Consider the following 25,296-nt stretch of genomic DNA (forward strand, 5'->3'; position numbering starts at 1 on the left):
ACTGCCTCAAATGGTAATGACTCAAGTCTGACAGAAACAAGCGAAAGCAGATTTCATGGCCTATGAGACGATCATCGTCGAAGTAGAAGACCACGTCGCCAAAATCACCCTGAACCGCCCCGATGCCCTGAACGCCCTCAACGACCAGCTGTTGGGCGAGCTTGTCGATGCGTTGCAGGATGCCGAAGGCAACGACAAGGTGCGCTGCATCGTCATCACCGGCTCGGAAAAGGCTTTCGCCGCCGGGGCGGACATCAAGATGATGTCGGAAAAGTCGTTTGTCGACGTGTTCGCAGGCAACCTCTTCGGCCCCGAGGCGGACGCCATCGTGCGCATCCGCAAGCCGATCATCGCCGCCGTGTCGGGCTATGCGCTGGGCGGCGGATGCGAGCTGGCCATGATGTGCGACTTCATCATCGCCGCCGACAACGCCAAGTTCGGCCAGCCTGAAATCAATCTCGGCGTGATGGCCGGAATGGGCGGCAGCCAACGCCTGACGCGGTTCATCGGCAAGTCGAAATCCATGGACATGAACCTGACCGGGCGCTTTATGGACGCCGACGAGGCCGAGCGCTCGGGCCTTGTCAGCCGCGTCGTTCCGGCCAAGAAGCTGACGGAAGAAGCCATGGCCGCCGCGGGCAAGATCGCGGAAAAGTCCATGATCACGGTCATGGCCGTCAAGGAAGCAGTCAATCGTTCTTACGAGGTGCCGCTGGCCGAGGGCCTCTTGTTCGAGCGCCGCGTCTTCCACTCGCTTTTCGCGACCGAGGACCAGAAGGAAGGCATGGCCGCCTTCGCCGAAAAGCGCGAAGCGCAGTTTCGCGACAAGTAAGGGGAAGGGGGCTGTCTGCCCCCGCCCGATTTCAGATCACGAAATGCAGGCTGTCGAACCGCTCGCGCAATTCCTGCGTTCGCGGTGCGACCGCTTCGGGATCTGCGGTCAGGCCTTCGTGGATCAATGCCGCAAGCGCAGGGGCATCCTGCGCTGTGACGCCCCAGCGCACCAGCTCCGGCGTGCCGATGCGCAACCCGTTCATGTCACCCGGCACGTCCGCGATGGGCAGTCCGATTCCGCAAGCCAGGAACCCGGCTTTGCGCAACGTCTTCGACGCGGCCTGACCGCCGCCGAACTGTGCCGCTTCGACCGCGAACTGATGCGAATTGGTATATCCCTTGGGCGTTCTGAATACTGGAAGGCCCAATGACGCCAACGCGTCCGCCAGCGCCTTGGACAGGTCGATCATCGCCCGCGCGTAGGCCGAGCCGTGCTCGCGCCAGTCCAGCATCGACACCGCCAGTGCCGCCGACTTGGCCGCATCGAAATTGGCCGTCATCCCGGGAAAGGCGATGGCGTCCAGACGTTCGGCCATATCTGCCTCGTTGGTGACGATCACGCCGCCCGCCGGGCCGCCAAGGCTCTTGTAGGTGCTCATCGTCATCAGATGCGCGCCTTCTGCCAGGGGGTTCTTCCAGGCGCGCCCGGCGATGATCCCGCATTGATGCGCCGCATCGAACATGACCTTCGCACCCACGGCGTCGGCAATCTCGCGGACCTCAGCGACGGGATGCTCAAACAGGTTCAGCGACCCGCCCACGGTGATCAGCGCGGGGTTTTCGTGCCGAGCCAGGTCGCGCAGCGCATCCAGATCAACTGTGTATCCGTCTGCGTTGACCGGCGCCGGAACGGTACGCAGACCGAACAGCCCGGCACATCCATCGGTATGGTGCGTGACATGTCCGCCGATCGTGGCCGGAGGCGCGATGATCGTATCGCCGGGTTTGCAGGTCGCCATGAAGGAATAGAGATTCGCCAGCGCCCCGGACGGCACGCGAATCTCGGCAAACTTCGCCTGAAAGATCTCGGCGACCAGCTCGGCGGCGATGACTTCGATTTCCTCGATGGCTTCAAGACCCATCTCATATTTGTCGCCGGGATAGCCCAGCGACGGCCGCGATCCGATCCCCGACGACAGCAGCGCCTCGGCGCGCGGGTTCATGACATTGGTCGCGGGGTTCAGGTTGAAGCATTCGCGCTCGTGTATTTCGCGGTTCTGCGCTGCCAGCGCCTCGATCTGCGTGGCAATCGCTGCACTGCTTTGCGAACCTGTCCGTGTCGCAATGGTCTGAACCAGCGTCTCGCTTTGTGTGGGCACCCAGTTCCGGTGGGCAAGGGTCATTTTCGTTTCTCCAATTGAATTGGTCGGATCATGCCGGGCGCGCGACGTGGGTGAAAGCGGTTTTCGTCAATTCCCGCTTTGCTTTCCGGGCGTTTGCCGCTATACGCCTGCGCCATACATGCGCGTGCGGCCCGCTCTGGCCAGAATCATTCCGGCCTTTGGCCTGCCGGAACGGGCTCGTCCTCGTGCACATTTGAAACGCAACGACAGACCCGAAAAGGTTCACACCATGGCCAATACTCTCCAGTCCAAAAAGCGCGCGCGCCAGAACGCCCGCCGCCTCGATGTCAACAAAGCGCGCCGTTCGCGGATTCGCACATTCCTGCGCAAAGTCGAGGAAGCGATTGCATCCGGTGACAAGGAAGCTGCACAGAACGCACTCCGTGCCGCGCAGCCCGAACTGATGCGGGGCGTTTCGAAAGGAGTGTTTCATAAAAACACCGCTTCGCGGAAAATGGCACGGCTGTCTTCGCGAGTGAAATCGCTCGGCTGAAACAGGGCGCTAAGCTATTGAAGGAAAAGGTGCCGAATCGCGCGGCACCTTTTTTTTATGGCTAGGAACGACTCGGGACCATGTGACTTTTTCGCGGCAAAGATCGAGTCAAGCGCTAAGAACAGTTGCCGCCTTGCTGACTCCATTGCTAATTTACCTAAGCGATTCACGCTTGGGGGGACAGGCGCTCGGACCGGTAAGCACGATCAACTGCTCTGATCGAACCGGACCATTCGACACGTGTCGAGGGCGATCATTTTGTCCGACGGAATTGGCGCGATCCATGCGGCTTGCCTTACGCTTGTGGGGACGAGAGAAGGCCAGCGCAGGACCGCGTTTTGACAAAGGCCATTCGGCTTGTTGCCCGGTACCTCGTGTCGGGCAATGGGATGTGGTATGTCTGTTCCTGACCGAACCGCGATCGCATCAAGAAGGTGGTGCGCCGATCGAGGGTGTGCTGGGGTTCAACAACAAGACCGCGGAACGGGATAAAAATGACCAAAGATCAATGGGGCCAAATCAAGCAAGACCTGCTCAAGACAATCGGAAAGAACAATTTCACCAACTGGATCGAGCCGCTCGAACTGACTGCGATCAACGATGACGTTGTGACCTTCAAGGTTCCGACCACGTTTCAGGGCAATTACGTTTCCCGCAATTTCGGCGAGTTGATCCTGTTCAAGGTGAACGGCTATGCCCCCTCGATCCGGCGGATTGATTTTCAGGTCGCGGCGAATTCGTCGCAAAAACCCGCCACCGCCACTGCAAGCACGACCGAGGCCGCCACTGGCACCGCAACCCCGGCACCGACGCGTGCCAAGGCGCGCCTGTCGGATGATGTGCTGTCATCGGCGCCCCTGGACGAGCGATTCACGTTCGACCGTTTCGTCGTGGGCAAACCCAACGAACTGGCGCACGCCGCGGCCAAGCGCGTGGCCGAAGGTGGCCCGGTCACGTTCAACCCGCTGTTCCTCTACGGTGGCGTCGGGCTGGGCAAGACGCACCTGATGCACGCCATCGCATGGGATCTTCAGGCCGCGCGGCCCGAGTTGAACGTGCTCTATCTCTCTGCCGAGCAATTCATGTACCGGTTTGTGCAGGCGCTGCGCGACCGTCGCATGATGGATTTCAAGGAGCTCTTTCGCTCGGTCGACGTGCTGATGGTCGACGACGTGCAATTCATCGCCGGCAAGGACAGTACGCAAGAAGAATTCTTTCACACGTTCAACGCGCTTGTGGATCAGAACAAGCAGATCGTCATTTCCGCCGACCGCGCCCCGGGCGAGATCGAAAACCTCGAAGAGCGCATAAAGTCGCGCCTGCAATGCGGCCTCGTGGTGGATCTGCATCCCACCGACTACGAACTGCGCCTCGGCATCCTGCAATCCAAGGCAGACCGCTTTGCCGAGCAATATCCCAGCCTCGAAATGGCTGATGGGGTGCTGGAATTCCTCGCGCATCGCATCTCGACCAACGTGCGTGTGCTCGAAGGCGCGCTGACCCGGCTTTACGCGTTTGCCTCGCTGGTCGGTCACCAGATCACGATGGAACTGGCCCAGGACTGTCTTGCCGACATCCTGCGCGCGTCTGAACGCAAGGTCTCGATCGAAGAGATCCAGCGCCACGTCTCCGAACATTTCAACATCCGCCTCAGCGACATGATCGGGCCCAAGCGCGTGCGTACCTTTGCCCGCCCAAGGCAGATCGCGATGTTCCTTTGCAAGCAGCTGACGTCGCGCTCTTTGCCCGAAATCGGCCGGCGCTTCGGCGGGCGCGACCACACCACGGTGATGCACGGCGTGCGCCGGATCGAAGAGCTTAGCGCGCAGGACGCGCAGCTTGCCGAAGACCTCAAGATTCTGCGCCGCGCGCTCGAGGGCTGAAGGGCAATAAAAGGCTTGAGCATAAGGCGAAACTTGCTAACGTGCCGGTCCCGGTGCCCGTCAGAGGCACGCACGCAGGGAGCGAGGGCATGAAACTCAGCATCGAACGCGGAACGCTGCTCAAGGCGGTTTCGCAGGCCCAGTCCGTGGTCGAACGGCGCAACACGATCCCGATCCTTGCCAACGTGCTGATCGAGGCCGAGGGGGATGCCGTGCATTTCCGCGCGACCGACCTCGACATCGAGGTGGTCGACAAGGCCCCGGCCCAGGTGGAACGCCCGGGTGCCACGACCGTGTCGGCAGTGACGCTGCACGAAATCGTGCGCAAGCTGCCCGACGGGGCGCTGGTGACGCTGACCGACGATGGCGCGTCGGGGCGCCTGACGGTCGAGGCGGGGCGCTCGAACTTCTCGCTGGCGACCCTGCCCAAGGAAGATTTCCCGGTGATGGCGTCGTCCGAGTACTCCTGCAATTTCTCTGCCAAGGCCCCGGTGCTGCGCCGGCTGTTCGACAAATCCAAATTCGCGATCTCGACGGAGGAAACGCGCTATTACCTCAACGGCGTCTATATGCACGTGTCGGATGCCGAGGGCGGCAAGGTGCTGCGCTGCGTGGCCACGGACGGCCACCGCCTGGCCCGGATCGACGCCGACCTGCCTGACGGTGCCGAGGACATGCCGGGCGTGATCGTCCCGCGCAAGACCGTGGGTGAACTGCGCAAGCTCTTGGACGACGACGATATGGCTGTCGCGGTGTCGGTCAGCGAAACCAAGGTGCGGTTCGCCACGCCGAATATCACCCTGACCTCCAAGGTGATCGACGGCACATTCCCGGATTACACGCGGGTCATCCCGCAAGGCAACACCCGCAAGATGGAGGTGGACGCCAGCGAATTCGCCCAGGCCGTCGACCGTGTCGCCACCGTCAGCTCCGAACGTTCGCGCGCGGTTAAGCTGGCACTGGACGAGGATCGCCTGATCCTGTCGGTCAACGCACCCGACAGTGGCGCCGCCGAGGAGGAGCTGGCCGTGGCCTATGGCGACGAGCGGCTGGAAATCGGGTTCAACGCCAAGTACTTGCTGGAAATCGCCAGCCAGGTCGATCGTGAAAACGCCGTCTTCATGTTCAATTCCTCGGGCGATCCGACGCTGATGCGCGAAGGCAATGACACGTCGGCGGTTTATGTCGTGATGCCGATGCGCGTGTGAGGCGGGCCTTTTGGGCCTTAAGTTTCATCCCAAGCAAGGTTCAGTCGTAAGAGTTGGCTTCGACGCGGCATTCAAAGCGCCCGAGATGGTGAAACCGCGACTCTGCGTCGTGGTGTCCAAACCGATCAAGCCCCGTGCAGGCCTTTGTACTGTCGTCCCTCTCAGCACGACGACTCCCAACCAGCCCATGCCCTATCACTGCCAGCTTGATATTGCTTTCGAACTTCCGCCGCGCTGGGGCCGCAAGCCGCGTTGGGTGAAGGGTGACATGATCTATGCCGCCGGATTTCACAGAATCGATCTTCTCGTTCTCGGCAAAGACGGTACCGGAAAACGAATTTATCAGACTGAAACCATTCCGCTGGATGATTTGCGCCGAATCCAGCGATGTATTCTGAACGGTCTCGCTTTGACGGATTTGACAAAATACATCTGAACGCACATATGTATTGCGTCGCGGCTCTGGAGACATCCGCATTAAGACCCCACCAGGGGCCATCAGGTCCTCCGGCGAAGTCAAGCCGCGGCCTGATGCTGAAAACCCCGCTTCATCGCGGGGTTTTTTGTTGATGTCGTGTGTTTCAGACCGGATTACTGAATTCAATGCCGCTCTATCTCTCATCGCTCAGCCTTTCGCATTTCCGGTCGCACAAAAGCGTGCGGATCGAGGCGGATGCGCGCCCCGTCGCGCTCTACGGGCCGAACGGGGCGGGCAAGACCAACATCCTGGAAGCGGTCTCGCTCTTCTCACCCGGGCGCGGCTTGCGCCGTGCGGCGGCGCAGGACATGGCGCGGCGGCCGGATGCCATCGGATGGAAGCTGACCGGCGTCTTGCGATCGATGCATCAGGTCCACGAAATCGAGACATGGTCCGAAGAGGGCAGCGCACGGCAGCTCAGGATCGACGGCAAGGCCGCTTCGCAGGTGGCGCTGGGCCGTGTCGCGAGGGTCCTGTGGCTGATCCCGTCCATGGACCGGCTGTGGATCGAAGGGGCCGAGGGCCGGCGGCGGTTTCTGGACCGTATGACGCTCAGCTTCGCGCCCTCCCATGCCGAGGCGACACTGGCCTATGAAAAGGCCATGCGCGAGCGCAACCGCCTGCTGAAAGATCAGGTGCGGGACGGGCATTGGTACGTCGCGCTGGAGCGGCAGATGGCCGAGGCGGGGATTGCGATCCACGCGAACCGCGTGGCGGCACTGGAGCAGTTGACCGAGGCGCAGGCGCGGGCCGAAACGGCCTTCCCGGTGGCCGAACTGGAGCTGACAATGACCGAGGGCGAGATGCCCGGCACCGAGTCCGATTTCCGCGACGCCCTGTCCGAAAGCCGCTTTCGCGACATCGCCGCCGGACGCACGTTGGTGGGCCCGCACCGCGCCGATCTTTACGGCGTTTATGCGGCCAAGGGGGTGCCTGCGGCGGAATGCTCGACCGGCGAACAGAAGGCGCTGCTGGTGTCGCTGATCCTCGCCAACGCGCGCGCGCTGGCGCAGGATTTCGGCGCGCCGCCGATCCTGCTGCTGGACGAGGTCGCCGCGCATCTGGACGCAGCCCGTCGTGCGGCGCTTTACGACGAGATCTGTGCCTTGGGTGCACAGGCCTGGATGACAGGAACAGGGCCGGAGCTGTTCACGGAGTTGGGCGATCGGGTGCAGAAATTCGAGGTCACGGAGAACGAGGCAACCTCCTCCGTTAATCCCTGCTGAAATCGCGAAAATGGTACCGACGCGATACCACCTGTATACCGACGCGATACCGATATTAAGCATCTGATCGTTAACCACAAAATCTTGTGCCTATCGCGTGACATTCCCTGCCGGAAATCGTATAAAATACCAAAATGAACAAAGGATAATCTGCATGGCAGAGCCCGCCGCGTCCCCCGAAGAATATGGCGCTGATTCTATCAAGGTTCTCAAAGGGTTAGAGGCTGTTCGCAAGCGCCCTGGCATGTATATCGGCGACACCGATGACGGCTCTGGCCTGCACCACATGGTCTACGAGGTCGTCGATAACGGCATCGACGAGGCTCTGGCAGGTCACGCGGACCACGTAAGTGTCTGTATTCACAAGGACAGTTCCATTTCCGTCAGCGACAATGGCCGGGGCATCCCGGTGGAAATGCACGAGGAAGAGGGCGTGTCCGCGGCAGAGGTCATCATGACCCAGCTACATGCAGGTGGGAAATTCGACAGCAATTCCTACAAGGTTTCCGGGGGCTTGCACGGCGTCGGCGTGTCGGTGGTTAACGCCCTATCGGATTGGCTGGAACTGCGCGTCTGGCGGGCCGGCAAAGAGCACGTCGCGCGCTTCGAGCGGGGCGAGACCGCCAAACATCTTGAAGTGGTCGGCGACGCCGAGGGCAAGCGCGGGACCGAAGTGCGTTTTCTGGCCTCGCTGGACACGTTCTCGAACCTCGAATACAGCTTTGAAATACTTGAAAAAAGACTGCGCGAGCTGGCCTTCCTGAATTCAGGTGTGCGCATCATTCTGCGCGACGAACGGCCTGCCGAGCCGCTGGAAACAGAACTGCATTACGACGGTGGTGTTCAGGAATTCGTCCGCTATCTGGACCGCAGCAAGTCGCCGTTGATGACTGATCCGATCTTTGTCACCGGCGAGCGCGACGACATCGGTGTCGAAGTTGCGATGTGGTGGAACGACAGCTATCACGAGACGGTGCTGCCGTTCACCAACAACATCCCCCAGCGAGACGGAGGCACGCATCTTGCAGGCTTTCGGGGCGCGCTGACCCGCGTATTGCAAAAATACGCGGCCGAAAGCGGGATCGCGAAGAAGGAAAAGGTCACCTTTACCGGGGACGATGCTCGCGAGGGGCTGACCTGTGTGTTGTCTGTCAAAGTTCCCGATCCGAAATTCTCTAGCCAGACGAAAGACAAATTGGTGAGTTCGGAGGTGCGTCCGGCTGTCGAGGGCCTGGTAAACGAAAAGCTGTCCGAATGGTTCGAGGAAAATCCGAACGACGCCAAGATGATCGTCGGCAAGATCATGGAGGCAGCCATGGCGCGCGAGGCGGCGCGCAAGGCGCGAGAGTTGACGCGGCGCAAGACGGCTCTCGACGTGAACTACCTTGCCGGCAAGCTGAAAGACTGCTCCGAGAAAGACCCTTCCAAGACAGAGCTATTTCTTGTCGAGGGCGACAGCGCCGGCGGCTCGGCTCAGACGGGGCGAGACCGGTCGACGCAGGCGGTCCTGCCACTGCGCGGCAAGATCCTGAATGTGGAGCGGGCCCGGTTTGACCGGATGCTGTCGAGCCAGGAAATCGGCAACCTGGTCATGGCGCTTGGTACCGGTATCGGGCGCGACGAATTCAACATCGCGAAGCTGCGATACCACAAGATTGTCATCATGACGGACGCCGACGTGGACGGCGCACATATCCGTACATTGCTTTTGACGTTTTTCTACCGACAGATGCCGGAATTGATCGAAGGCGGATACTTGTATATCGCGCAGCCGCCGCTTTTCAAGGTCAGCCGGGGCAAATCCGAGGTGTACCTGAAGGACACGCCGGCGTTGGAAGATTACCTGATCGCGCAAGGCACGGAAGACGCCGTGCTGCGGCTTGGATCCGGAGAAGATATCACCGGACAAGACCTTGTTCGCGTGGTCGAGGAGGCACGTCAGACAAGTCGTATCCTTGAGGCGTTCCCAACGCATTACCCGCGGCATATTCTGGAACAGGCCGCGATTGCCGAGGCGTTCGAGCCGGGGCGCGCGGATGCTGATATCCAATCGGTCGCCGACAGTGTGGCGAAGCGTCTGGACCTGATTGCCCTTGAGTACGAGCGCGGTTGGCAGGGGAGGCAAACCCAGGATCATGGCATTCGCCTTTCGCGCATCCTGCGCGGCGTCGAAGAGGTGCGAACTCTCGACGGCCCGGTCCTGCGCGGTGGCGAGGCAAAGCGTCTGGGGCAACTCACCAGAGGACTGCGCGAAATCTACAATGAGCCGGCGACTCTGCACCGTAAGGACCGGTCGCAGTCGATCTATGGGCCTCTCGACCTGCTGGAAGCAATACTCAAGGAAGGTGAAAAAGGCCTCGCTCTTCAACGGTACAAAGGATTGGGCGAGATGAATCCCGATCAGCTTTGGGAAACGACGCTGGATCCCGAGGCGCGCACGCTATTACAGGTAAAGGTCGATGACGTAGCGGAAGCGGACGACCTCTTTACCAAGCTAATGGGTGACGTGGTGGAGCCTCGTCGTGAGTTTATCCAGCAGAATGCGCTAAGCGTCGAGAATCTGGATTTCTGACAGCTTGTAGGCGCGCGCATATTTTTTCGCGGTGCGCATATTTTATCGTGCCGCGGAAGATCATGTATCCCGGTTTTTCTTGAGTTACCAGAGGCTTGGGTGAACGAATGTTTTCGGCAGTAATTTGGGGGCGCGGCTGCTATTGGCCGAATCCGGTCGGGCGTCTTCGTTTCGGTTGTCACTTGTCGATTGCTGAATTCTGCCATTGCCCATGAGTAACCGCTAACTCTCACTTCGCGGAGCTTTTGCCCGATGACCTGCCCCCAGAAACTTCCCTCGTTCTAATGTAGAGTTTGCTCAACCTTTCGAAGGAGCAAACGAATGCGAAAGAGCCGTTTCACGGAAGCCCAAATTATCGGGATGATCAAAGAGCAGGAAGCCGGGATGCCAACGGCGGAGGTGTGCCGCAAGCACGGCCTCAGCCAAGGGACCTTCTATAAATACAAATCGAGGTATGGTGGCATGGAGGTGTCCGACGTCGCGAAGCTGAGGGCGATGGAAGACGAGAATGCCAGGCTCAAGCGCCTGCTGGCCGATACGATGCTGGACAATGCTGTTCTGAAGGATCTGCTGGGAAAGAACTGACGACGCCGAATGAGCGGCGAGAGGCAGCGTTCAGAGCGATGCGGGATCATGACGTCTCGCAACGCCGGGCCTGCCGACTTGTCGGTGTCGATCCGAAGACGGTCCGACGTGAACGCCCGCCGGACAATCCTGACATCCGAAAGGAGATGAGGGCCGTTGCTGCTAAACGACGCCGGTTTGGCTACCGGCGGATCGGCGTGACGCTGGAACACAAGGGAATGACCATGAACCACAAGAAGCTGTATCGGCTCTACACCGAAGAGAAGCTGGGCGTCAGGCGACGACGGGGCCGCAAACGGGCGCGGGGATCGCGGACACCGATGCCAGAAGCTCTGCAGCCAGGTGAACGCTGGTCGCTGGACTTCCTTTCGGACACGTTCGGAGCATCGCGCCGATTCCGCATCCTGGCGGTGAACGACGATTGCTGCCGTGAGAACCTGTGCTTGATGGCCGACACCAGCATACCAGGCGCGAGAGTTGCCCGTGAACTGGACGCGCTTGTCCGGGTCTATGGCAGACCGGCCAGCATTGTCAGCGACAACGGGACCGAGTTCACCAGCCGGGCAATCCTGAAATGGGCGGGCGACAACCGCGTCGACTGGCACTACATCAACCCAGGCAAGCCGCAGCAGAATGCCTTCATCGAGTCATTCAATGGCAGCTTGCGGGATGAGCTTCTGAACGAGGAGATGTTCGATAGCCTAAATGACGCCCGCCGCAAGCTGGCGCTCTGGCGCTATGACTACAACAACGTCAGACCGCACTAATCTCTCGGAAACCAAACACCCGCAGAAGCGCGCCGGACGCTTGAGCAACTTGAGGGCTCCGCGCCCGACGCGCTTGCCCAAACCAACGACGACGAATACGAAAACCAGACCCGCAGACTCTCGTTATGAATGAGGGAGCCTCGGGGGGGCAGGTCGCAGATCTTGCTTTATAGGTCGATAAGCCTGTCCTTGTTCCTCTACCTGCTTATTCGAATGCGGTCCGGCGAAAGCCCTTATGTTCAGATCCGCCGCATTGGCTTGCCTGCTGTTATTGCCGCGCTTTCGCTCGTCGCCGCTTATTCCGGTGGGATCTACGCGACTCAGAATACCTCGTTGCGAACGCCATGTTGCTGTTTGCGACAGCGCCGTTTATGGCCGCGACTCTGGGATGGATCGTTCTGCGTGAAGGCGTGCGCGTCGCAACCTGGATCGCGATTGTCGTTTCCATTGGCGAGATCGCGATCATGGTCGCCGACAAGTCGGGCGGCGTTGCGTTGAAAGGCAGTCTCGCGGCACTTGGCTCAGCGTTCGGCTTTGCCGTCTTCACCGTGGCGCTTCGGTGGGGGCGGACGGGAGAGATGCTGCCCGCAGTCTTTCTTTCAGGTCTATTCGCCGTCGTTATCACACTGGCGATCTGCATTGGCTCCGGGCTCTCGGTTATTCTGATTCCGAATGACAGCGGCATTGCGATGGGTATGGGCGCATTTCAGGTCGGAGCCGGTCTGATCCTCTACACGCTGGGTTCGCGCAGCCTTCCCGCGGCGGAACTTGCCCTGTTGTCTCTGGCCGAAGTCTTGCTTGGACCGATCTGGCTCTGGCTTTTTCTTGGGGAAACCGCGAGCGTCAACACTCTGATTGGCGGCGCAGTTCTACTCGCAGCCATCGTGGGCAATGCGCTGTCGGACAAGCGACGAAAACCACCGCCGATTACCTCTCCTTAGAGCGAAGGCAACTCGGACCTGTGGTGACATCCAAGCTGAGCAAGTCATGCTGCCGTCGCGACACACCTTGTTGCCGTTCCCTGCAGGAGCAAGCTACGGAGCCCCCTGCGCGGAAACGTCTTGGAATGAACCGACGCGCCCTTCGTGCGTGGCCAATGAGAAATTTTCATGTCAACTCAAGTGATCAGTCCTGCCGCCTTTCTCGCTATATCATCGACGTTCTCGCCCCCGTTTTCCACGTAGTCGCAGAATTGGCGACGCATTCTCGAATCCCAGAAATCCTGCAGATGGTTCGCGACGCGCTCGGCCTGGTCGTTGCCGGGCTGGGACTTGAAGAACGTGGCGATCTGGTTGGCCATCATGACCAGTTTCTCAGGCGACATCGGGAACCTCGTGGGAAATACGGTGCGGGTTAGAATAAAGGTCGAAACCGCCGCCGCGGGCAAAGGCGGCCAGCGTGATGCCCGCCGCGTCGGCCAGGCGCAGGGCATGGGCCGTGGGGGCGGAGACGGCGATGAGCGTGCCGCAGCCGGCCATGGCGCATTTCTGCACCAACTCGACCGAAAGGCGGCTGGTCATGACGAACGCACCCGACGCCGGGTCGCGGCCCGCGCGCCAGAGCGCGCCGATCAGCTTGTCAAGCGCGTTGTGGCGGCCCACGTCTTCGCGCGCCATGACAACGCCCTTGCCTGGCAGGACAAAGCCCGCGGCATGGGTCGCGCGGGTGCGGCGGTGCAGGGGCTGGATATCGGACAGCGCGTCGGCGGCATGGGCAATGTCGTCCCGGCTGAAACTTGGGCCGACATGCGCCACGTCTGGCATGTCGCGCACCGCCTGCTCCAGCGAGTCGATGCCGCACAGCCCGCAGCCCACCGGCCCGGCCATGAAACGGCGGCGTGCCGCCAGCGCCTCGCGCCGGTCCGCCCGCAGCCAGAACCGGGCCTCGATGCCCCGCTCATGGGTGGCTATCTCGAAGCCTTCGATCTGGGCGGGCTCGGTCACGATTCCTTCGGTCACGGCAAAGCCATGGGCGAAATCCTCGATATCGTCGGGTGTGGCCATCATCACCGCCTGGGTCGAGCCGTCGAAGACCAGCGCCACCGGCAGTTCCTCGGGAAGGGCGCGGGTGACCATGCGCGCGCCCTCTGCCTGTATGGACAGGCCCGAGCGGCTTTGGCTGGGAGAGAAACCCGCCCCCATCATTCCGCCGCCGGAAGGATGCGGCGGGCCTGCGCGGCCTGCGCCGCGTAGTCCTCCTGCCAGTCGGTCGGCCCGTTGGATGGGCTGACCTGCACCGCCGTCACCTTGAACTCCGGGCAGTTTGTGGCCCAGTCGGAGAAATCCGTGGTGATGACATTGGCCTGCGTGTCGGGGTGGTGAAAGGTGGTGTAGACCACACCCGGGCTGACCCGATCGGTGATCTTGGCGCGCAGGGCGGTCTCGCCCGACCGGCTGGCCAGTTTGACCCAGTCGCCTTCGTTCACGCCCCGGTTCTCGGCGTCGTGGGGGTGGATTTCCAGCACGTCGGCCTCGTGCCAGATGGTGTTCTCCGTGCGCCGGGTCTGGGCGCCCACGTTGTACTGCGACAGGATGCGCCCGGTCGTCAGCAGCAGTGGAAAGCGCGGGCCGGTCTTTTCATCGGTCGCCACGTACTCGGTGATAATGAACTTGCCCTTGCCGCGCATGAAGCTGTCCACGTGCATCAGCGGCGTGCCGTCTGGATGTTCCTCGTTGCAGGGCCATTGGACGCTGCCCTTGGTTTCCAGCAGGGCATAATCCACCCCGGCGAAAGAGGGCGTGGTGGCCGCGATCTCCTCCATGATGCGGGCGGGATGGGTATAGGTCCATTCCGCACGCCCGGATTTCTTCAGCATCGCGTTGGCCAGCAGCTGCGTCACCTCCCAGTCGGCATAACCGTTCAGCGGTTTCATCACTTCGCGCACACGGTTGATGCGGCGCTCGGCATTGGTGAAGGTGCCGTCCTTTTCCAGGAAGGTGGAGCCTGGCAGAAACACATGCGCGTAGTTGGCCGTCTCGTTCAGGAAGAGGTCATGCACGATGACGCATTCCATCGCCGCAAGGCCCGCCGCGACATGCTTGGTATCAGGGTCAGATTGCAGGATGTCCTCGCCCTGACAGTAGAGGCCCTTGAAGGTGCCGTCGACCGCGCAGTCCAGCATGTTGGGGATACGCAGGCCCGGCTCGGGGTCGATCTCGGTGCCCCAGAGCGCCTCGAACATCTCGCGCACGTCGGCGTTCTTGACGTGGCGATAGCCCGGCAGTTCGTGCGGGAACGAGCCCATGTCGCAGGCGCCCTGCACATTGTTCTGCCCGCGCAGCGGGTTTACGCCCACGCCGCGCCGGCCAAGGTTGCCGGTCAGCATGGCGAGGTTGGCGATTCCCATCACGGTGGTCGACCCCTGGCTGTGCTCGGTCACGCCGAGGCCGTAGTAGATCGAGCCGTTGCCGCCCGTGGCATAGAGATGCGCCGCGGCGCGCAACGCCTGCGGATCGACGCCGGTCAGCAGCGCGGTCGCCTCGGGGCTGTGGCGCGGGTCCGACACGAAGGCGGCGTATTCCTGGAACTCTTCCCAGTCGCAGCGACTGCGGATGAAGTCCTCGTCCATCAGCCCTTCGGTCACGATCACATGCGCCAGCGCCGTGACCACGGCGACGTTGGTGCCGGGCCGCAGGGGCAGGTGATGCGCGGCCTCTATATGGGCTGATCTCACCAAGTCGATCCGGCGCGGGTCAATCACGATCAGCTTGGCCCCCTGGCGCAGGCGCTTTTTCATGCGGCTGGCAAAGACGGGGTGGCCGTCGGTAGGGTTGGCACCGATGACGAAGATCACGTCGGTGTCTTCGACGCTGTCGAAATCCTGGGTGCCGGCGGAGGTGCCGAAGGTCTGGCCCAGCCCGTAGCCGGTGGGCGAATGGCAGACGCGGGCGCAGGTGTCGGTATTGTTGTTGCCAAAGACCGAGCGCGCCAGTTTCTGCACCAGGTAGGTTTCCTCGTTGGTGCAGCGGCTGGAGGTGATGACGCCGATGGATTTCTTGCCGTAGGTCTCTTGCAAACCCAGCATTTTCGACGCGGCAAAGTCCAGCGCCTCGTCCCAGCCGACCTCGCGCCAGGGCTCGTCCACCCGGTCGCGGATCATCGGGTTCAGAATGCGGTCGCTGTGATGGGCATACCCATAGGCAAAGCGCCCCTTGACGCAGGAATGGCCCCGGTTCGCCTTGCCGTGCTTGTAGGGCACCATGCGGACCAGCTCATCGCCCTGCATCTCGGCCTTGAAGGAACAGCCGACGCCGCAATAGGCGCAGGTGGTCACGACCGAGCGGTTGGGCGTGCCGATCTCGATCACCGATTTCTCCTGAAGCGTCGCGGTGGGGCAGGCCTGCACGCAGGCGCCGCAGCTGACGCAATCCGAGGCGAGGAAATCGTCCTCGGCCGTGCCGGCGCTGACACGGGACTCGAACCCACGCCCCTCGATCGTCAGGGCAAAGGTGCCCTGAACCTCTTCGCAGGCGCGCACACAGCGGTTACAGACGATGCACTTGCTGGGATCATAGCTGAAATAGGGGTTCGACGTGTCCGCCGGGATGTACTCGGGATTGCCCTTGTCGCCCTCGGAGACCCGGGCCCGGGTGTCGCCCTGCGCCAGCGTGCCGCCCTTGGCGTCATAGTGGTTGCGCCCGGCCTCGTAGCGCTGGTCGCGCAGGCCCACGGCGCCGGCCATGTCCTGCAACTCGCAATCGCCATTGGCCGAGCAGGTCAGGCAATCGAGCGGGTGGTCGGAGATATAAAGCTCCATCACCCCGGTGCGGATCTTGCGCACTTTCTTCGACTGCGTGTGCACGGCCATGCCGGGTGCAACGGGCGTGGTGCAAGAGGCGGGCGTGCCGCGCCGGCCTTCGATCTCGACCACGCAGAGGCGGCAGGAACCGAACGCGTCAAGGCTGTCAGTGGCACAAAGCTTGGGCACCTGGATGCCCACCTCGGCCGCCGCGCGCATCACGCTGGTGCCTTCGGGCACGGTCACCTCGAAGCCGTCGATTGTCAGGGTCACGGGCTCGCCCGTCTTGGCGGGGGTGCCCATGTCGCGGTCGTCGGGAATTATCAGGTCTTTCATTCTGCGGCCTCCTTGGTGGTCGAGAATTCGTCGGGAAAGTGGGTGAGCGCAGACATGACAGGATAGGGCGTGAAGCCGCCCAGAGCACAAAGCGACCCGTCGGTCATCGTCTCGCAAAGATCGGTGAGGATGGTCACGGCGTCGGCATCGCCGCGCGCGATGCGGTCGATGGTTTCCACCCCGCGCACCGCGCCGATCCGACAGGGGGTGCATTTGCCGCAGCTTTCCACCGCGCAGAATTCCATTGCGAAACGCGCCATGCCCAGCATGTCAGCGGTGTCGTCGAACACTACCAGCCCTGCATGGCCAATGAGCCCGCCCTCGGCGCCGAATTCCTCGTAGCCCATCGGCGCGTCGAATTTCGACCGCGGCATGTAGGCCCCCAGAGGCCCGCCGACCTGCACCGCCTTGAACGGGCGGCCGGTGGCGGTACCGCCGGCAAGATCGTCGATCACTTCGCCCAAGGTCACGCCGAAGCCGGTCTCGAACAGGCCGCCGCGCGCCACGTTGCCCGCGATCTGAAGCGTGATGGTGCCGCGCGACTTGCCGATGCCGAAGCTGGCGTGATGCTCGGCGCCTTTCTCGAAGATCACCGGCACGGTGGCCAGGCTGATGACGTTGTTGACCACGGTCGGCCGGCCCAGGAACCCTTCGAGGGCCGGGAGCGGCGGCTTGGCGCGGACAACCCCGCGCTTGCCTTCGAGCGAGTTCAGCAGGGACGTTTCCTCGCCGCAGACATAGGCGCCCGCGCCCTTGCGGATCTCCATGTCAAAGCTGTGCGGCGAGCCGAGGATATTCTCGCCGAGCACCCCCTCGGCGCGGGCGATTTCGACCGCGCGGGTCATCACCGCGATGGCATCGGGGTATTCGGAGCGCAGATAAACATATCCCTTGGTGGCGCCGACACCCAGTCCGGCGATGGCCATGCCCTCGATCAGGGTGAAGGGGTCGCCCTCCATGATCATGCGGTCGGCGAAGGTGCCGCTGTCGCCCTCGTCGGCATTGCAGACAATGTATTTCTGCGGCGCGTCGGAGTCGTGCACGGTCTGCCACTTGATCCCCGTCGGGAACCCAGCGCCGCCCCGGCCACGCAGGCCGGACGTCTTGACCTCGTCCACGATCTGCTGGCCGGTCATCGTCAGTGCCCGCTTCAGTCCGGCAAGGCCGCCATGTGCTTCGTAGTCGTCCATTGAGAGCGGGTCGATCACGCCGACGCGGGCGAAGGTCAGCCGGGTCTGGCGCTTCATCCAGTCGAGATCGTCCACCGGGCCGAGCGCCTTGGCGCTGCTGCCATCGAGAATGGCCGCCGCATCCACAGGCGTCGCGGGGCCAAAGCCGTGGCGGATGCCATCGATCTCGACCTCGACAAGCGGTTCCAGCCAGATCATGCCACGGGTCCCGGTGCGGATGACCTGCGCCTCGGGGGCGGCCTCTTGCAACGCCGCCACAACCTCTTCGGCGCCAAGCGCCTTGGCGGCGCTGTCCATGGGAACATAGACCTTCATGCGCCCGCCTCCGCCAGCAGCGCATCCATGCGTCTGCGGTCCACGCGGCCCACGCAGCGGTCGTCCATCATCGCGGCCGGGCCGCAGGCGCACAGTCCAAGACAATAGACCGGCTCGACCGTGACCGCGCCGTTGATCGTGGTGCCGTGCCAGTCCAGCCCCAGCTTTGCCAGCGTCTCTTCGGCCAGCGCGTTGCCGCCCATCGCCTGGCAGGCCTCGGCGCGGCAGATCTTCAGAACATGCTTGCCGGCAGGGGCCTCGCGAAAATCGTGGTAGAAGCTGATGACACCGTGCAACTCGGCCTTGGTGATGTTGAGCCGATCCGCGATCATCTGCATGGCAGGCCGCGGAATGTGGCCGAAGCTCTCCTGCAACGCGTGCAGCATCGGCAGCAACGGACCTTCCAGATCGGCATTCGACTCGATAAGCGCGGCGATCTCGTCTTCGGTGGGTGTGGGGGCGGCTGATTGCATGGGCTGACCTCCTGCGTCCAATGGCTTCAAGCAGACAGAAGGTGCGGGCCGACGACAATATCGCAGATCGGTCGACCGATAGGGATAGGCTATCAATCCGCTTTCGACAGCTTCCTCGCGGTCCGCAGAAGGGCATCCAGAACAGGGGTATGCGGCTCGCGGAACGGGGCCACGAGGCCGACCGCGTGAGACGGCTCGCGGCCCGTCAGAGGCACGACGGTCAGCGGCTTTCCGGCCACGAGGAAGCGCGCCAGTTCCTCGGGCAGCACGGTCAGGTAGCCGCCGGATTCGACATTGGCCACGAGAACGATCGTGGAATTGGATTCGATACATGTCTTGGGCGAGACGTTGGCCGCGGAGAAATTCCTGTTGATAATCCGCCGGTTCTGCATGTCCGGCGTCAGCAGGCAGAGCTTTTCGCCCGACAGCTCCTCCCACGCCACGTCTTGCCGGTTCGCAAAGGGGGAATCGCTCGTGCACACGAGCATGTATCGCTCCTCGTAGAGCGGCTCGGTGATGACACGCCCCATCGGCTCGTTGTCGAGATAGGAAATGCCCGCATCGACCTCGAGATTGTCGAGCATCGACATGATCTCGATCGATGTGCGCGACAGTATGGTAAAATGCACTTTCGGATGCCTGGCATTGAAGCGCTGACACAGCCGCGCCGCCACCGTCAGGGCCGTCGGAATGACGGCGATGCGCAACTGCCCCGACAAGCCATCGCGCTTGACCCGCATTTCCTCGCGCAGCTGCCGCGTGTCGCCGACGATCTTTCTGGCCCAGTCCAGCGCGGTCTGACCTTCCGGCGTCAGCCCGCCAAACCGCGATCCGCGAAAGATCAGTTGCACGCCAAGCTGATCCTCCAGCGTCTTGATCCCGTTCGACAAGGTCGGCTGGGTGATGCCCAGACCGGCGGCCGCGCGACCGAAATGGCCCTCTTTGGCCACGGCGATGAACATTTCGAGCTTGTCAATCATGTGCGTAAAGCAAATCGAAACCGGCAGTCCTGATAGATTTCTTGAATGATCTGTCTTTTCCCGGGCGCGGCTTTCTCGACACCGTGGCCAGATGCAGTGGCTTCGTCATTCCGGTTCTTCCGCTTTTTGGCCCCACAGACGGGCAAGAACGGCCTTTCGAACCGCCTCGGCAAGCGTGCCGAGGATCAGCCCGATCAGCGGGTTGCCCAGAAGCGTCGTGAGCGCGGTGATCGCGATGACAGGCCTGCACGACGGCTTTGCATCGAAAAGCCGGCGATTGGCGGCAAGCTCGACCGCGGCAATTAGCAACAAGGCCCCCAGCGTTGCAGACGGGATCGCCAACAAAGCCATGTGCCGCAGGTCTTGCGGCAGCAGCGCCACCAGCAAAAGCGCGGCCCCCAGCATAACCGGTGCGCCCCCGCTGCGTGCGCCGAAGCGGTGATGCGCCGTCACGCCTCCGGCCCCGTGACACATCGGCAAGGCTCCGAACGGGGACAGGGCCAGGTTGGCGGCACCCGAGGTCAGGCACAGGCGCTTGGGCGTCACCCGCGCTGCGCGTGCGCCATAACTGTCCTGCGCCACGAGCGCGGTCAGGAAAACGGCGTTCGTCAGGGTCAGGGCCAATTGCGGCAGGGCGAGGTCGGCAATGGCGATACGCATATCTTCAAGGTCTGGAACCGGCGCCAGCCAGCCCAGAGCCGCAGCGCCCGACAGATCGGGGAGGGCCTCGTGGCCGACGAAATGGCCCGCCGCCACGCCGAAACCCAGCGTCATGAATGCCGCATGTGTCCCCAGCCGCAATGCTGCAGCCGCAAGCCCGAGGGACAGCAGACCGATCAGCGGCTGCCCGGCCATCAGCCCGAGTGATATCCAGGCCAGCCCCAGGCCCAGCCCGAGCTGAAGCCCGGTCAGCACCGATTGCGGCACCAGCCGCGCGATCCGGTCTATGACGCCCGTTCCCCCCAGCAAAAGCAGCGCCGCACCGATCAGCATCCCGCTCAGCGCGATGGACGCGGGCGAGATCTCGGCCACCAGCGACACGGCCACGATGGCCTTCATCGGCTGGACAGGGACCGGCAGGCGGTAGATCAGGCCGGTGACGATGTAGAACAGGCCGAAGCCCAGCAGCACCTGTGTCGCCGACAGCCCCACAAGGGCGATGGCCCCGATCGTCAGCGGCAGCAGCGTGCCCAGATCTCCCAGGGCCCCGTTCACTTCGCGCAGGTCAAAGCGAAACCGATCTGACGCGCGCGGGCTCATCGCAATTCCTCCGCGTTTCCCACGCGACGCGAAATCAATCCTAAAGAGTTGAAATCGCGGTTGTTGACCATACCGTGTACAAGGAAACCAAAATTACAGGAGACACCCGCCATGAAACTCAGCGCACGCAACAAGATGCCCGGAACCGTGACCGCCATCGACAAAGGCGCGGTCAACGCCATGGTGCTGATCGACCTTGGCGGCGACACCACCGTGACGGCGATGATCACCAATGCGTCGGTCGAGGAGTTGGGGCTGGAGGTCGGCAAGACGGCCTACGCAATCGTCAAGGCGTCGGACGTGATCGTCGGGTCCGACTGAAGGTGAAGGGACGGCAGGCAGACCTTGCGGCCTGACCCGGTGGTCTCGATGGTCACGGGGATGCCGTAGACCGTGCTCAGGTTGTGCGCGGTCAGCACCTCGCTGGCCGGGCCATCCGCCATAATCCGGCCCTGGTGCATCAGCAGGACGCGGGCATTGAGCGCGAAGGCCTGGTCGGGGTCATGGGTCGACAGGATGATCCCGCGCCGCTCAGGCGACGCGCCCTGCGCCAGCCCGGAGATCCGCGCCAGCACCTGCGCCTGGTTCCCGAAGTCGAGGCTTGCGGTGGGTTCGTCCATCACGATCAGCGGCGTGTCCTGCGCCAGCGCCCGCGCGATCAGGACAAGCTGCCGCTGACCGCCGGACAGGCGCGAATAGTCGCGCGCGGCAAGGTCGCCGATCCCAAGCTGGTCCATGGCCTTTTGTGCCGCATCACGATCCGCCTTGCCCGGTTGGGCAAATGGCCCCAGACGCGCGGTGCGCCCCATTAGGACGACTTCCTGCGCCTCGAACGGGAAGGGCGGTGCATGGGCTTGCGGGACATAGGCGATGCGCCGGGCGATCTCGGCGCGGCGCTGTGCGGTGATCCGGGTGTCCCCAAGCCGCACCTCACCGGCCAGCGGCGGCAGCAGACCCAGGAGGGTGCGGAAAAGCGTGGTCTTTCCACATCCATTAGGGCCGAGCAGGCAAAGGATGTCTCCGGCCTGAACCGACAGGCTCAGATCCGCGCCCACCTGCATGCGCCCGTAGCCGATGGCAAGCTCCCGCGCCTGCAGCATCACGACCATCCCCGCCGGCCACGGGCCAGCAACCACACGAAGAAGGGCGCGCCGATCACCGCGGTGAGGATACCCAACGGCACCTCGGCATGCGCCATCGTCCGGGCGGCGGTGTCCACGATCAGAAGATAGCCCGCGCCGATCAGCACGGAAGCGGGCAGGAGCCGGCCAAAGCCGGGGCCGACGATCATCCGCGCGATATGCGGGATCACCAGCCCGACCCAGCCCACCACGCCGGCCAGCGCCGTGACGCTTGCGGTGATCAGCGTGGCGGCGGCAATCACCAGGAACCGCGTCCGCCCGGCCTCGACCCCCAGCGCGCGCGCCTCCTCGTCGCCGAGGCTGAGGACGTTGATCCGCCAGCGCAGAAGGGCCAGCGGCACGAGTCCGATCAGCACCATGGGCAGCGCGGGCAGGATATCCTCTGTGGTGATCGCGGCGAGCGAGCCCAGAAGCCAGAAGGTGATCGCCGGCAGCTGGTCGTAGGGGTCGGCCATCACCTTCAGGAGTGACGTCGCGGCCCCGGCCAGCGCGCCGATCACCACGCCGATCAGCACCAGCGTCAGTGTCCGGTCGGTGTTGCGCACCATCGACGCCACCAGCGTCACGATGCCCACCGCTGCCATGCCGCCGACAAAGGCCGACGCCTGGATCGCCGCCACCGGCAGCGACAGGAATATCCCGGCAACCGCGCCAAGCCCGGCACCGGCGGACACGCCCAGGATATCCGGCGACACCAGCGGGTTGCGGAAAAGCGCCTGATAGCTGGCCCCCGCCGCCGCCAACGCCGCGCCGACAAGCAGCGCCGCCGCGACGCGCGGCAGGCGGATGTTCCACACCACGATTTCAGCCTGGCCATCGCCCCGGCCAACAAGCGCAGCGAGAGTCTGGCCCGGGGACAGACCATAGGGCCCGATCATCACCGCACCGAAGGCCAGCACGGCCACGCACAGAGCCATCCCGCCGGTCAACGTCAGGCCGGGCTTCGAGCCCCTCAGTTCGGCTGTCGTCCCTCGGCCCATGCCAGCAGCCTCTCAAGTTCTTCGTCGCTCAGGTCGACATGATAATAGAGGTCGTAGAAGGCGCGGGTTTCCGCGCGCAGATCACCCTCCCACCGGTCAGGATACAGCAATCCGGCCATCCAGATCAGCCCCATCATCCGGTTCAGAGATGGCGGCCGGTCGATCCAGCCGAAGGGTGCGGTGGGCGACAGATAAACCCGCCCGTCTTCGACCGCGTCGATGCCCTGCCACAGCGGGTCTTCAAAGACCTTGCCGAAGAAATTGGGGTCCCACGTCACGATGGTGTCCGGGTTAGCCACGATAACCTGTTCCATGGACGCCTGCACCAGACCGCGCGTCGCGCCGCGATCGTCGGCCACGTTGCGCCCACCCGCCCGCTCGATGATCTCGGAATTGATCGAACCCTTCATGCCCGTCTCCAGCCCCTCGGGACCGCGGGCCAGATAGACGCGGGGGCGGTCCTCCTCGGGGACGTCCTCCAGAATGGCGTCGATCCGGGCAAAGGTGGCCTCGACGTCTTCGGCCAACGCCTCACCGCGTTCCGGCACACCCAGTGCCTCGCCCAGAAGGCGCAGTGCGGCGGGCGTGTTCTCGAACCGTCCGTCGATCAGGATATAGGGGATGCCGGTCTGGTCCTGCACACGGTCCGCCAGGTCGACATAGGTGTCTCGGACCGAGCCGAAATCGAGGATCAGGTCGGGCGCGATCTGCAGCACACGCTCCAGGTTCGCCTCACCGCCGCGCCCGGTTAGACGGCCGGTTTCGGGCAGATCGCGATAGGGCGCGGCGATATAGGCGCGCTCCTCTGGACGCAGAGCGCGGGGCCAGCCGGTCATCGCCTCGGGCTTCATGATGTAGAGCAGGATGGCGGCTGGTGGACCGGCGGCGAAAACGGTGGTCACATCGTCGGGGATCTCCACGACGCGCCCGGCGCTGTCGGTGATCGTGCGCGCCTGAACCGGCAGCGCCAACACCATCAGCATCAGCAGCAGATATCTCACGTCACTCTCCTTTCGGCACCGCGGCGGCGTCGAACCCGTACTCCGCCAATACGGCCTGACCTGCCGGTGACAGGATGTGCAGCGCCAGTTTCCATGCCTCGGGCGGCGCGCCGTCGAGCACGATCAGGCCGTAATCCGCGCCGACCGACAACGGTTCGGGGATCTGCACGATCTGCAAGTCCGGAACCTCTTTCCGGGCAAGCACGGCATTGGTGCAATAGGTCAGGAAGATGTCGGCCTGGTCGCTGTCCAGCACCCAGGCATAGGTGTTGCGCCCCTCGGGCGGCGCGGCGCTGTCAGGCCCGCCGGTCAGTTGCAGAGCCTTTGCCTGCAGCGCGTCGGCATGGCCGGACTTGTCGAACAGTTCGAATGCATAATCGCCCGACGGGTCCGCCTTGGGCGTGGACGTGCCCAGACGGGTGGTCTCGTTTAGCATGACGTCGAGTAGCGTCTCGGGTGTCACTTCCACCTCGGGCCGCGCCAGACCGCAAAGGCGATTGCGGGCCAAGAGCGCGACGGGGCCGCCCTTGCCGGCGCTTTCCAGCGTGCGGGGGTGGCGCATATTGGCAGAGGCAAAGACATGCGCCGTCTCTCCCGCCTCGATCCGCTCGCGCATCAGACCGGAGGGACCGAAGCTGGTCGCGACGGGCGTGCCATACCTGTCAATGTAGTCTGCGGCCACATCCGACATGGCGGCCTTGAGACTGCCCGCAGCATAAAGGGAGAGATCTTGGGCTTGCGCGGCGCTCATCGCAAGGCCGAGGGCCGCTGCCAGCAGGGAAATGTGTCGCATGGTCTGTCGTCCATTCTTTACATTCGGGATATTCAGGATTTCGGCGGCGCCATGGGGGTAAAGGCGCAGCGGTCGGGTTTGACGTCGATCAGCGGCGTGCCGTCGAGACAATCCAGCCCGCGCACGATCAGCGTGCCGCCGTCGATCCGTACTAGCCGGACAAGCGACGTGCCGATCGGATTGGGCCGCACGGGCGAGCGCAGGGCAAAAGTGCCGATGGTCGCCCCGTCGCTGCGCGGACTTTGGCGCACGAGGTCCCGGCGGCTGCGATCGAGCCAGTACAGCACTTCGATCATGTCGTAGTCTTCCAGCCCGTTCAGAGCCGGGTGCCAGACAGGATTTAGTTCGATCCGACACTCGGGCCCGTCCATCCGGCCTTGGCGCGGGCACTCTTCGCGCTGCGCCCAAGGCGTGCGAATCCGTCCTATGAAACGCAGCGCCGCATCACCGGGCGCGGGTAGCTCAACGGTGGTTTCACCGGGACGTATGTCTGGGTCACTCATGGCGAGCTCCGGAAATTTTGCAGTACACCAGAAGGACGGTCAGTCTTCGCGTGTCTTTTCTTTCTTTTTGTTGGCTTGAACTTTGTTCGTGCCATCGCATAGTGTGCGTGGCGGCGAAAGATTTGCAAGTTGGGAAATTTTGCAGTCCATGGGAGACGCTTTTGCCGAGCCCACGGCCAGCCTCGACCCGGCGTCG

22 protein-coding genes and 1 pseudogene are annotated in these 25,296 nt (G+C 63.0%); 10 read left to right on the forward strand and 13 right to left on the reverse strand.

The annotated features are described in order from the left end of the window. Window positions 1–55 precede the first annotated feature (55 nt). Window positions 56–832, forward strand: coding sequence for an enoyl-CoA hydratase (locus tag XM53_RS17295; RefSeq protein WP_057795584.1), 777 nt, complete (start codon window positions 56–58; stop codon window positions 830–832). Between the two features lie 31 nt (window positions 833–863). Here XM53_RS17295 and XM53_RS17300 read toward each other — a convergent pair whose 3' ends face one another. Then, complete coding sequence (locus XM53_RS17300; RefSeq protein WP_057795586.1) at window positions 864–2,177, reverse strand: serine hydroxymethyltransferase; 1,314 nt, start codon at window positions 2,175–2,177, stop codon at window positions 864–866. A gap of 229 nt (window positions 2,178–2,406) precedes the next feature. On the opposite strand from XM53_RS17300, the gene rpsT reads away from it, so the two are divergent. The 8 genes and pseudogenes from rpsT to XM53_RS17340 all read left to right on the forward strand — a co-directional run bounded on the left by rpsT (window position 2,407) and on the right by XM53_RS17340 (window position 12,330). Then, window positions 2,407–2,670 carry a 30S ribosomal protein S20 gene (rpsT, locus tag XM53_RS17305; RefSeq protein WP_057795588.1) on the forward strand — a complete coding sequence of 88 codons (264 nt, stop codon included), beginning with the start codon at window positions 2,407–2,409 and terminating at the stop codon, window positions 2,668–2,670. Window positions 2,671–3,164: 494 nt separating this feature from the next. Further along, complete coding sequence (gene dnaA / locus XM53_RS17310) at window positions 3,165–4,553, forward strand: chromosomal replication initiator protein DnaA (RefSeq protein WP_057795590.1); 1,389 nt, start codon at window positions 3,165–3,167, stop codon at window positions 4,551–4,553. An 89-nt stretch (window positions 4,554–4,642) separates the two neighbouring features. Continuing rightward, window positions 4,643–5,761, forward strand: coding sequence for a DNA polymerase III subunit beta (gene dnaN / locus XM53_RS17315; RefSeq protein ID WP_057795592.1), 1,119 nt, complete (start codon window positions 4,643–4,645; stop codon window positions 5,759–5,761). 10 nt (window positions 5,762–5,771) lie between these two features. Beyond that, window positions 5,772–6,197 carry a type II toxin-antitoxin system PemK/MazF family toxin gene (locus tag XM53_RS22610; protein ID WP_082631076.1) on the forward strand — a complete coding sequence of 142 codons (426 nt, stop codon included), beginning with the start codon at window positions 5,772–5,774 and terminating at the stop codon, window positions 6,195–6,197. 167 nt (window positions 6,198–6,364) lie between these two features. After that, window positions 6,365–7,465: a DNA replication/repair protein RecF gene (gene recF, locus XM53_RS17320; protein WP_057795594.1), complete on the forward strand. Its 1,101-nt coding sequence runs from the start codon at window positions 6,365–6,367 to the stop codon at window positions 7,463–7,465. Between the two features lie 154 nt (window positions 7,466–7,619). Then, window positions 7,620–10,037, forward strand: coding sequence for a DNA topoisomerase (ATP-hydrolyzing) subunit B (gene gyrB, locus XM53_RS17325; RefSeq protein WP_057795595.1), 2,418 nt, complete (start codon window positions 7,620–7,622; stop codon window positions 10,035–10,037). A gap of 321 nt (window positions 10,038–10,358) precedes the next feature. Beyond that, a pseudogene (locus XM53_RS17335) lies at window positions 10,359–11,518 on the forward strand (IS3 family transposase). 215 nt (window positions 11,519–11,733) lie between these two features. Beyond that, complete coding sequence (locus tag XM53_RS17340; protein ID WP_236544540.1) at window positions 11,734–12,330, forward strand: DMT family transporter; 597 nt, start codon at window positions 11,734–11,736, stop codon at window positions 12,328–12,330. 176 nt (window positions 12,331–12,506) lie between these two features. Here the strand turns inward: XM53_RS17340 and XM53_RS17345 are convergent, their stop codons facing one another. The 7 genes from XM53_RS17345 to XM53_RS17375 all read right to left on the reverse strand — a co-directional run bounded on the left by XM53_RS17345 (window position 12,507) and on the right by XM53_RS17375 (window position 20,681). Then, a complete protein-coding gene (locus tag XM53_RS17345) occupies window positions 12,507–12,713 on the reverse strand; it encodes a formate dehydrogenase subunit delta (protein WP_057795600.1) in 207 nt (68 codons plus the stop codon). Next, on the reverse strand, window positions 12,703–13,530 hold the full coding sequence (gene fdhD / locus XM53_RS17350) for a formate dehydrogenase accessory sulfurtransferase FdhD (RefSeq protein ID WP_408006088.1): 828 nt from the start codon (window positions 13,528–13,530) through the stop codon (window positions 12,703–12,705). Before fdhD ends, XM53_RS17345 begins: the two co-directional genes overlap by 11 nt. Further along, window positions 13,530–16,463 carry a formate dehydrogenase subunit alpha gene (gene fdhF, locus XM53_RS17355; RefSeq protein ID WP_057795604.1) on the reverse strand — a complete coding sequence of 978 codons (2,934 nt, stop codon included), beginning with the start codon at window positions 16,461–16,463 and terminating at the stop codon, window positions 13,530–13,532. The genes fdhD and fdhF overlap by 1 nt, the downstream gene beginning before the upstream one ends. After that, a complete protein-coding gene (locus XM53_RS17360) occupies window positions 16,460–17,968 on the reverse strand; it encodes an NADH-ubiquinone oxidoreductase-F iron-sulfur binding region domain-containing protein (protein WP_057795606.1) in 1,509 nt (502 codons plus the stop codon). The genes fdhF and XM53_RS17360 overlap by 4 nt, the downstream gene beginning before the upstream one ends. Next, window positions 17,965–18,441, reverse strand: coding sequence for a formate dehydrogenase subunit gamma (locus XM53_RS17365; RefSeq protein ID WP_057795608.1), 477 nt, complete (start codon window positions 18,439–18,441; stop codon window positions 17,965–17,967). Before XM53_RS17365 ends, XM53_RS17360 begins: the two co-directional genes overlap by 4 nt. Window positions 18,442–18,533: 92 nt before the next feature. Next, the gene (locus tag XM53_RS17370) at window positions 18,534–19,421 is read right to left on the reverse strand and encodes a LysR family transcriptional regulator (RefSeq protein ID WP_057795610.1); all 888 of its coding nucleotides are present in this window, start codon (window positions 19,419–19,421) and stop codon (window positions 18,534–18,536) included. A gap of 105 nt (window positions 19,422–19,526) precedes the next feature. Further along, window positions 19,527–20,681 carry a putative sulfate/molybdate transporter gene (locus XM53_RS17375; RefSeq protein ID WP_057795612.1) on the reverse strand — a complete coding sequence of 385 codons (1,155 nt, stop codon included), beginning with the start codon at window positions 20,679–20,681 and terminating at the stop codon, window positions 19,527–19,529. Window positions 20,682–20,792: 111 nt separating this feature from the next. Here XM53_RS17375 and XM53_RS17380 point away from each other — a divergent pair, with 111 nt between their 5' ends. Next, window positions 20,793–21,002, forward strand: coding sequence for a TOBE domain-containing protein (locus tag XM53_RS17380; protein ID WP_057795614.1), 210 nt, complete (start codon window positions 20,793–20,795; stop codon window positions 21,000–21,002). Here the strand turns inward: XM53_RS17380 and XM53_RS17385 are convergent. The 5 genes from XM53_RS17385 to tsaA are packed head-to-tail and all read right to left on the reverse strand — an operon-like array spanning window position 20,957 to window position 25,100. After that, window positions 20,957–21,781 (reverse strand): ABC transporter ATP-binding protein, encoded by an 825-nt coding sequence (locus XM53_RS17385; RefSeq protein WP_201455432.1) that lies wholly within the window; start codon window positions 21,779–21,781, stop codon window positions 20,957–20,959. The genes XM53_RS17380 and XM53_RS17385 overlap by 46 nt on opposite strands. Further along, complete coding sequence (locus XM53_RS17390) at window positions 21,781–22,803, reverse strand: FecCD family ABC transporter permease (RefSeq protein WP_057795616.1); 1,023 nt, start codon at window positions 22,801–22,803, stop codon at window positions 21,781–21,783. The genes XM53_RS17385 and XM53_RS17390 overlap by 1 nt, the downstream gene beginning before the upstream one ends. Further along, complete coding sequence (locus tag XM53_RS17395; protein ID WP_201455433.1) at window positions 22,776–23,804, reverse strand: iron ABC transporter substrate-binding protein; 1,029 nt, start codon at window positions 23,802–23,804, stop codon at window positions 22,776–22,778. The genes XM53_RS17390 and XM53_RS17395 overlap by 28 nt, the downstream gene beginning before the upstream one ends. A gap of 1 nt (window position 23,805) precedes the next feature. Further along, the gene (locus tag XM53_RS17400; protein WP_057795618.1) at window positions 23,806–24,597 is read right to left on the reverse strand and encodes a molybdate ABC transporter substrate-binding protein; all 792 of its coding nucleotides are present in this window, start codon (window positions 24,595–24,597) and stop codon (window positions 23,806–23,808) included. Between the two features lie 32 nt (window positions 24,598–24,629). After that, complete coding sequence (tsaA, locus tag XM53_RS17405; RefSeq protein WP_057795620.1) at window positions 24,630–25,100, reverse strand: tRNA (N6-threonylcarbamoyladenosine(37)-N6)-methyltransferase TrmO; 471 nt, start codon at window positions 25,098–25,100, stop codon at window positions 24,630–24,632. Window positions 25,101–25,296 lie beyond the last annotated feature (196 nt).

This window comes from Roseovarius atlanticus, from assembly GCF_001441615.1.
Classification (GTDB): Bacteria; Pseudomonadota; Alphaproteobacteria; order Rhodobacterales; family Rhodobacteraceae; genus Roseovarius; species Roseovarius atlanticus.

Excerpts from the sequence above, each read along its gene's own strand:
- recF (WP_057795594.1), top strand. The coding sequence starts at position 6,365 with ATGCCGCTCTATCTCTCATCGCTCAGCCTTTCGCATTTCCGGTCGCAC.
- rpsT (WP_057795588.1), top strand. The coding sequence starts at position 2,407 with ATGGCCAATACTCTCCAGTCCAAAAAGCGCGCGCGCCAGAACGCCCGC.
- XM53_RS17365 (WP_057795608.1), bottom strand. The coding sequence starts at position 18,441 with ATGCAATCAGCCGCCCCCACACCCACCGAAGACGAGATCGCCGCGCTT.
- tsaA (WP_057795620.1), bottom strand. The coding sequence starts at position 25,100 with ATGAGTGACCCAGACATACGTCCCGGTGAAACCACCGTTGAGCTACCC.
- XM53_RS17300 (WP_057795586.1), bottom strand. The coding sequence starts at position 2,177 with ATGACCCTTGCCCACCGGAACTGGGTGCCCACACAAAGCGAGACGCTG.
- XM53_RS17345 (WP_057795600.1), bottom strand. The coding sequence starts at position 12,713 with ATGTCGCCTGAGAAACTGGTCATGATGGCCAACCAGATCGCCACGTTC.
- XM53_RS17370 (WP_057795610.1), bottom strand. The coding sequence starts at position 19,421 with ATGATTGACAAGCTCGAAATGTTCATCGCCGTGGCCAAAGAGGGCCAT.
- gyrB (WP_057795595.1), top strand. The coding sequence starts at position 7,620 with ATGGCAGAGCCCGCCGCGTCCCCCGAAGAATATGGCGCTGATTCTATC.
- XM53_RS17380 (WP_057795614.1), top strand. The coding sequence starts at position 20,793 with ATGAAACTCAGCGCACGCAACAAGATGCCCGGAACCGTGACCGCCATC.
- XM53_RS17295 (WP_057795584.1), top strand. The coding sequence starts at position 56 with ATGGCCTATGAGACGATCATCGTCGAAGTAGAAGACCACGTCGCCAAA.
- XM53_RS17390 (WP_057795616.1), bottom strand. The coding sequence starts at position 22,803 with ATGGGCCGAGGGACGACAGCCGAACTGAGGGGCTCGAAGCCCGGCCTG.
- XM53_RS17385 (WP_201455432.1), bottom strand. The coding sequence starts at position 21,781 with ATGCTGCAGGCGCGGGAGCTTGCCATCGGCTACGGGCGCATGCAGGTG.
- dnaA (WP_057795590.1), top strand. The coding sequence starts at position 3,165 with ATGACCAAAGATCAATGGGGCCAAATCAAGCAAGACCTGCTCAAGACA.
- fdhD (WP_408006088.1), bottom strand. The coding sequence starts at position 13,530 with ATGGGGGCGGGTTTCTCTCCCAGCCAAAGCCGCTCGGGCCTGTCCATA.
- dnaN (WP_057795592.1), top strand. The coding sequence starts at position 4,643 with ATGAAACTCAGCATCGAACGCGGAACGCTGCTCAAGGCGGTTTCGCAG.
- XM53_RS17375 (WP_057795612.1), bottom strand. The coding sequence starts at position 20,681 with ATGAGCCCGCGCGCGTCAGATCGGTTTCGCTTTGACCTGCGCGAAGTG.
- XM53_RS17360 (WP_057795606.1), bottom strand. The coding sequence starts at position 17,968 with ATGAAGGTCTATGTTCCCATGGACAGCGCCGCCAAGGCGCTTGGCGCC.
- XM53_RS17400 (WP_057795618.1), bottom strand. The coding sequence starts at position 24,597 with ATGCGACACATTTCCCTGCTGGCAGCGGCCCTCGGCCTTGCGATGAGC.
- fdhF (WP_057795604.1), bottom strand. The coding sequence starts at position 16,463 with ATGAAAGACCTGATAATTCCCGACGACCGCGACATGGGCACCCCCGCC.
- XM53_RS17340 (WP_236544540.1), top strand. The coding sequence starts at position 11,734 with ATGTTGCTGTTTGCGACAGCGCCGTTTATGGCCGCGACTCTGGGATGG.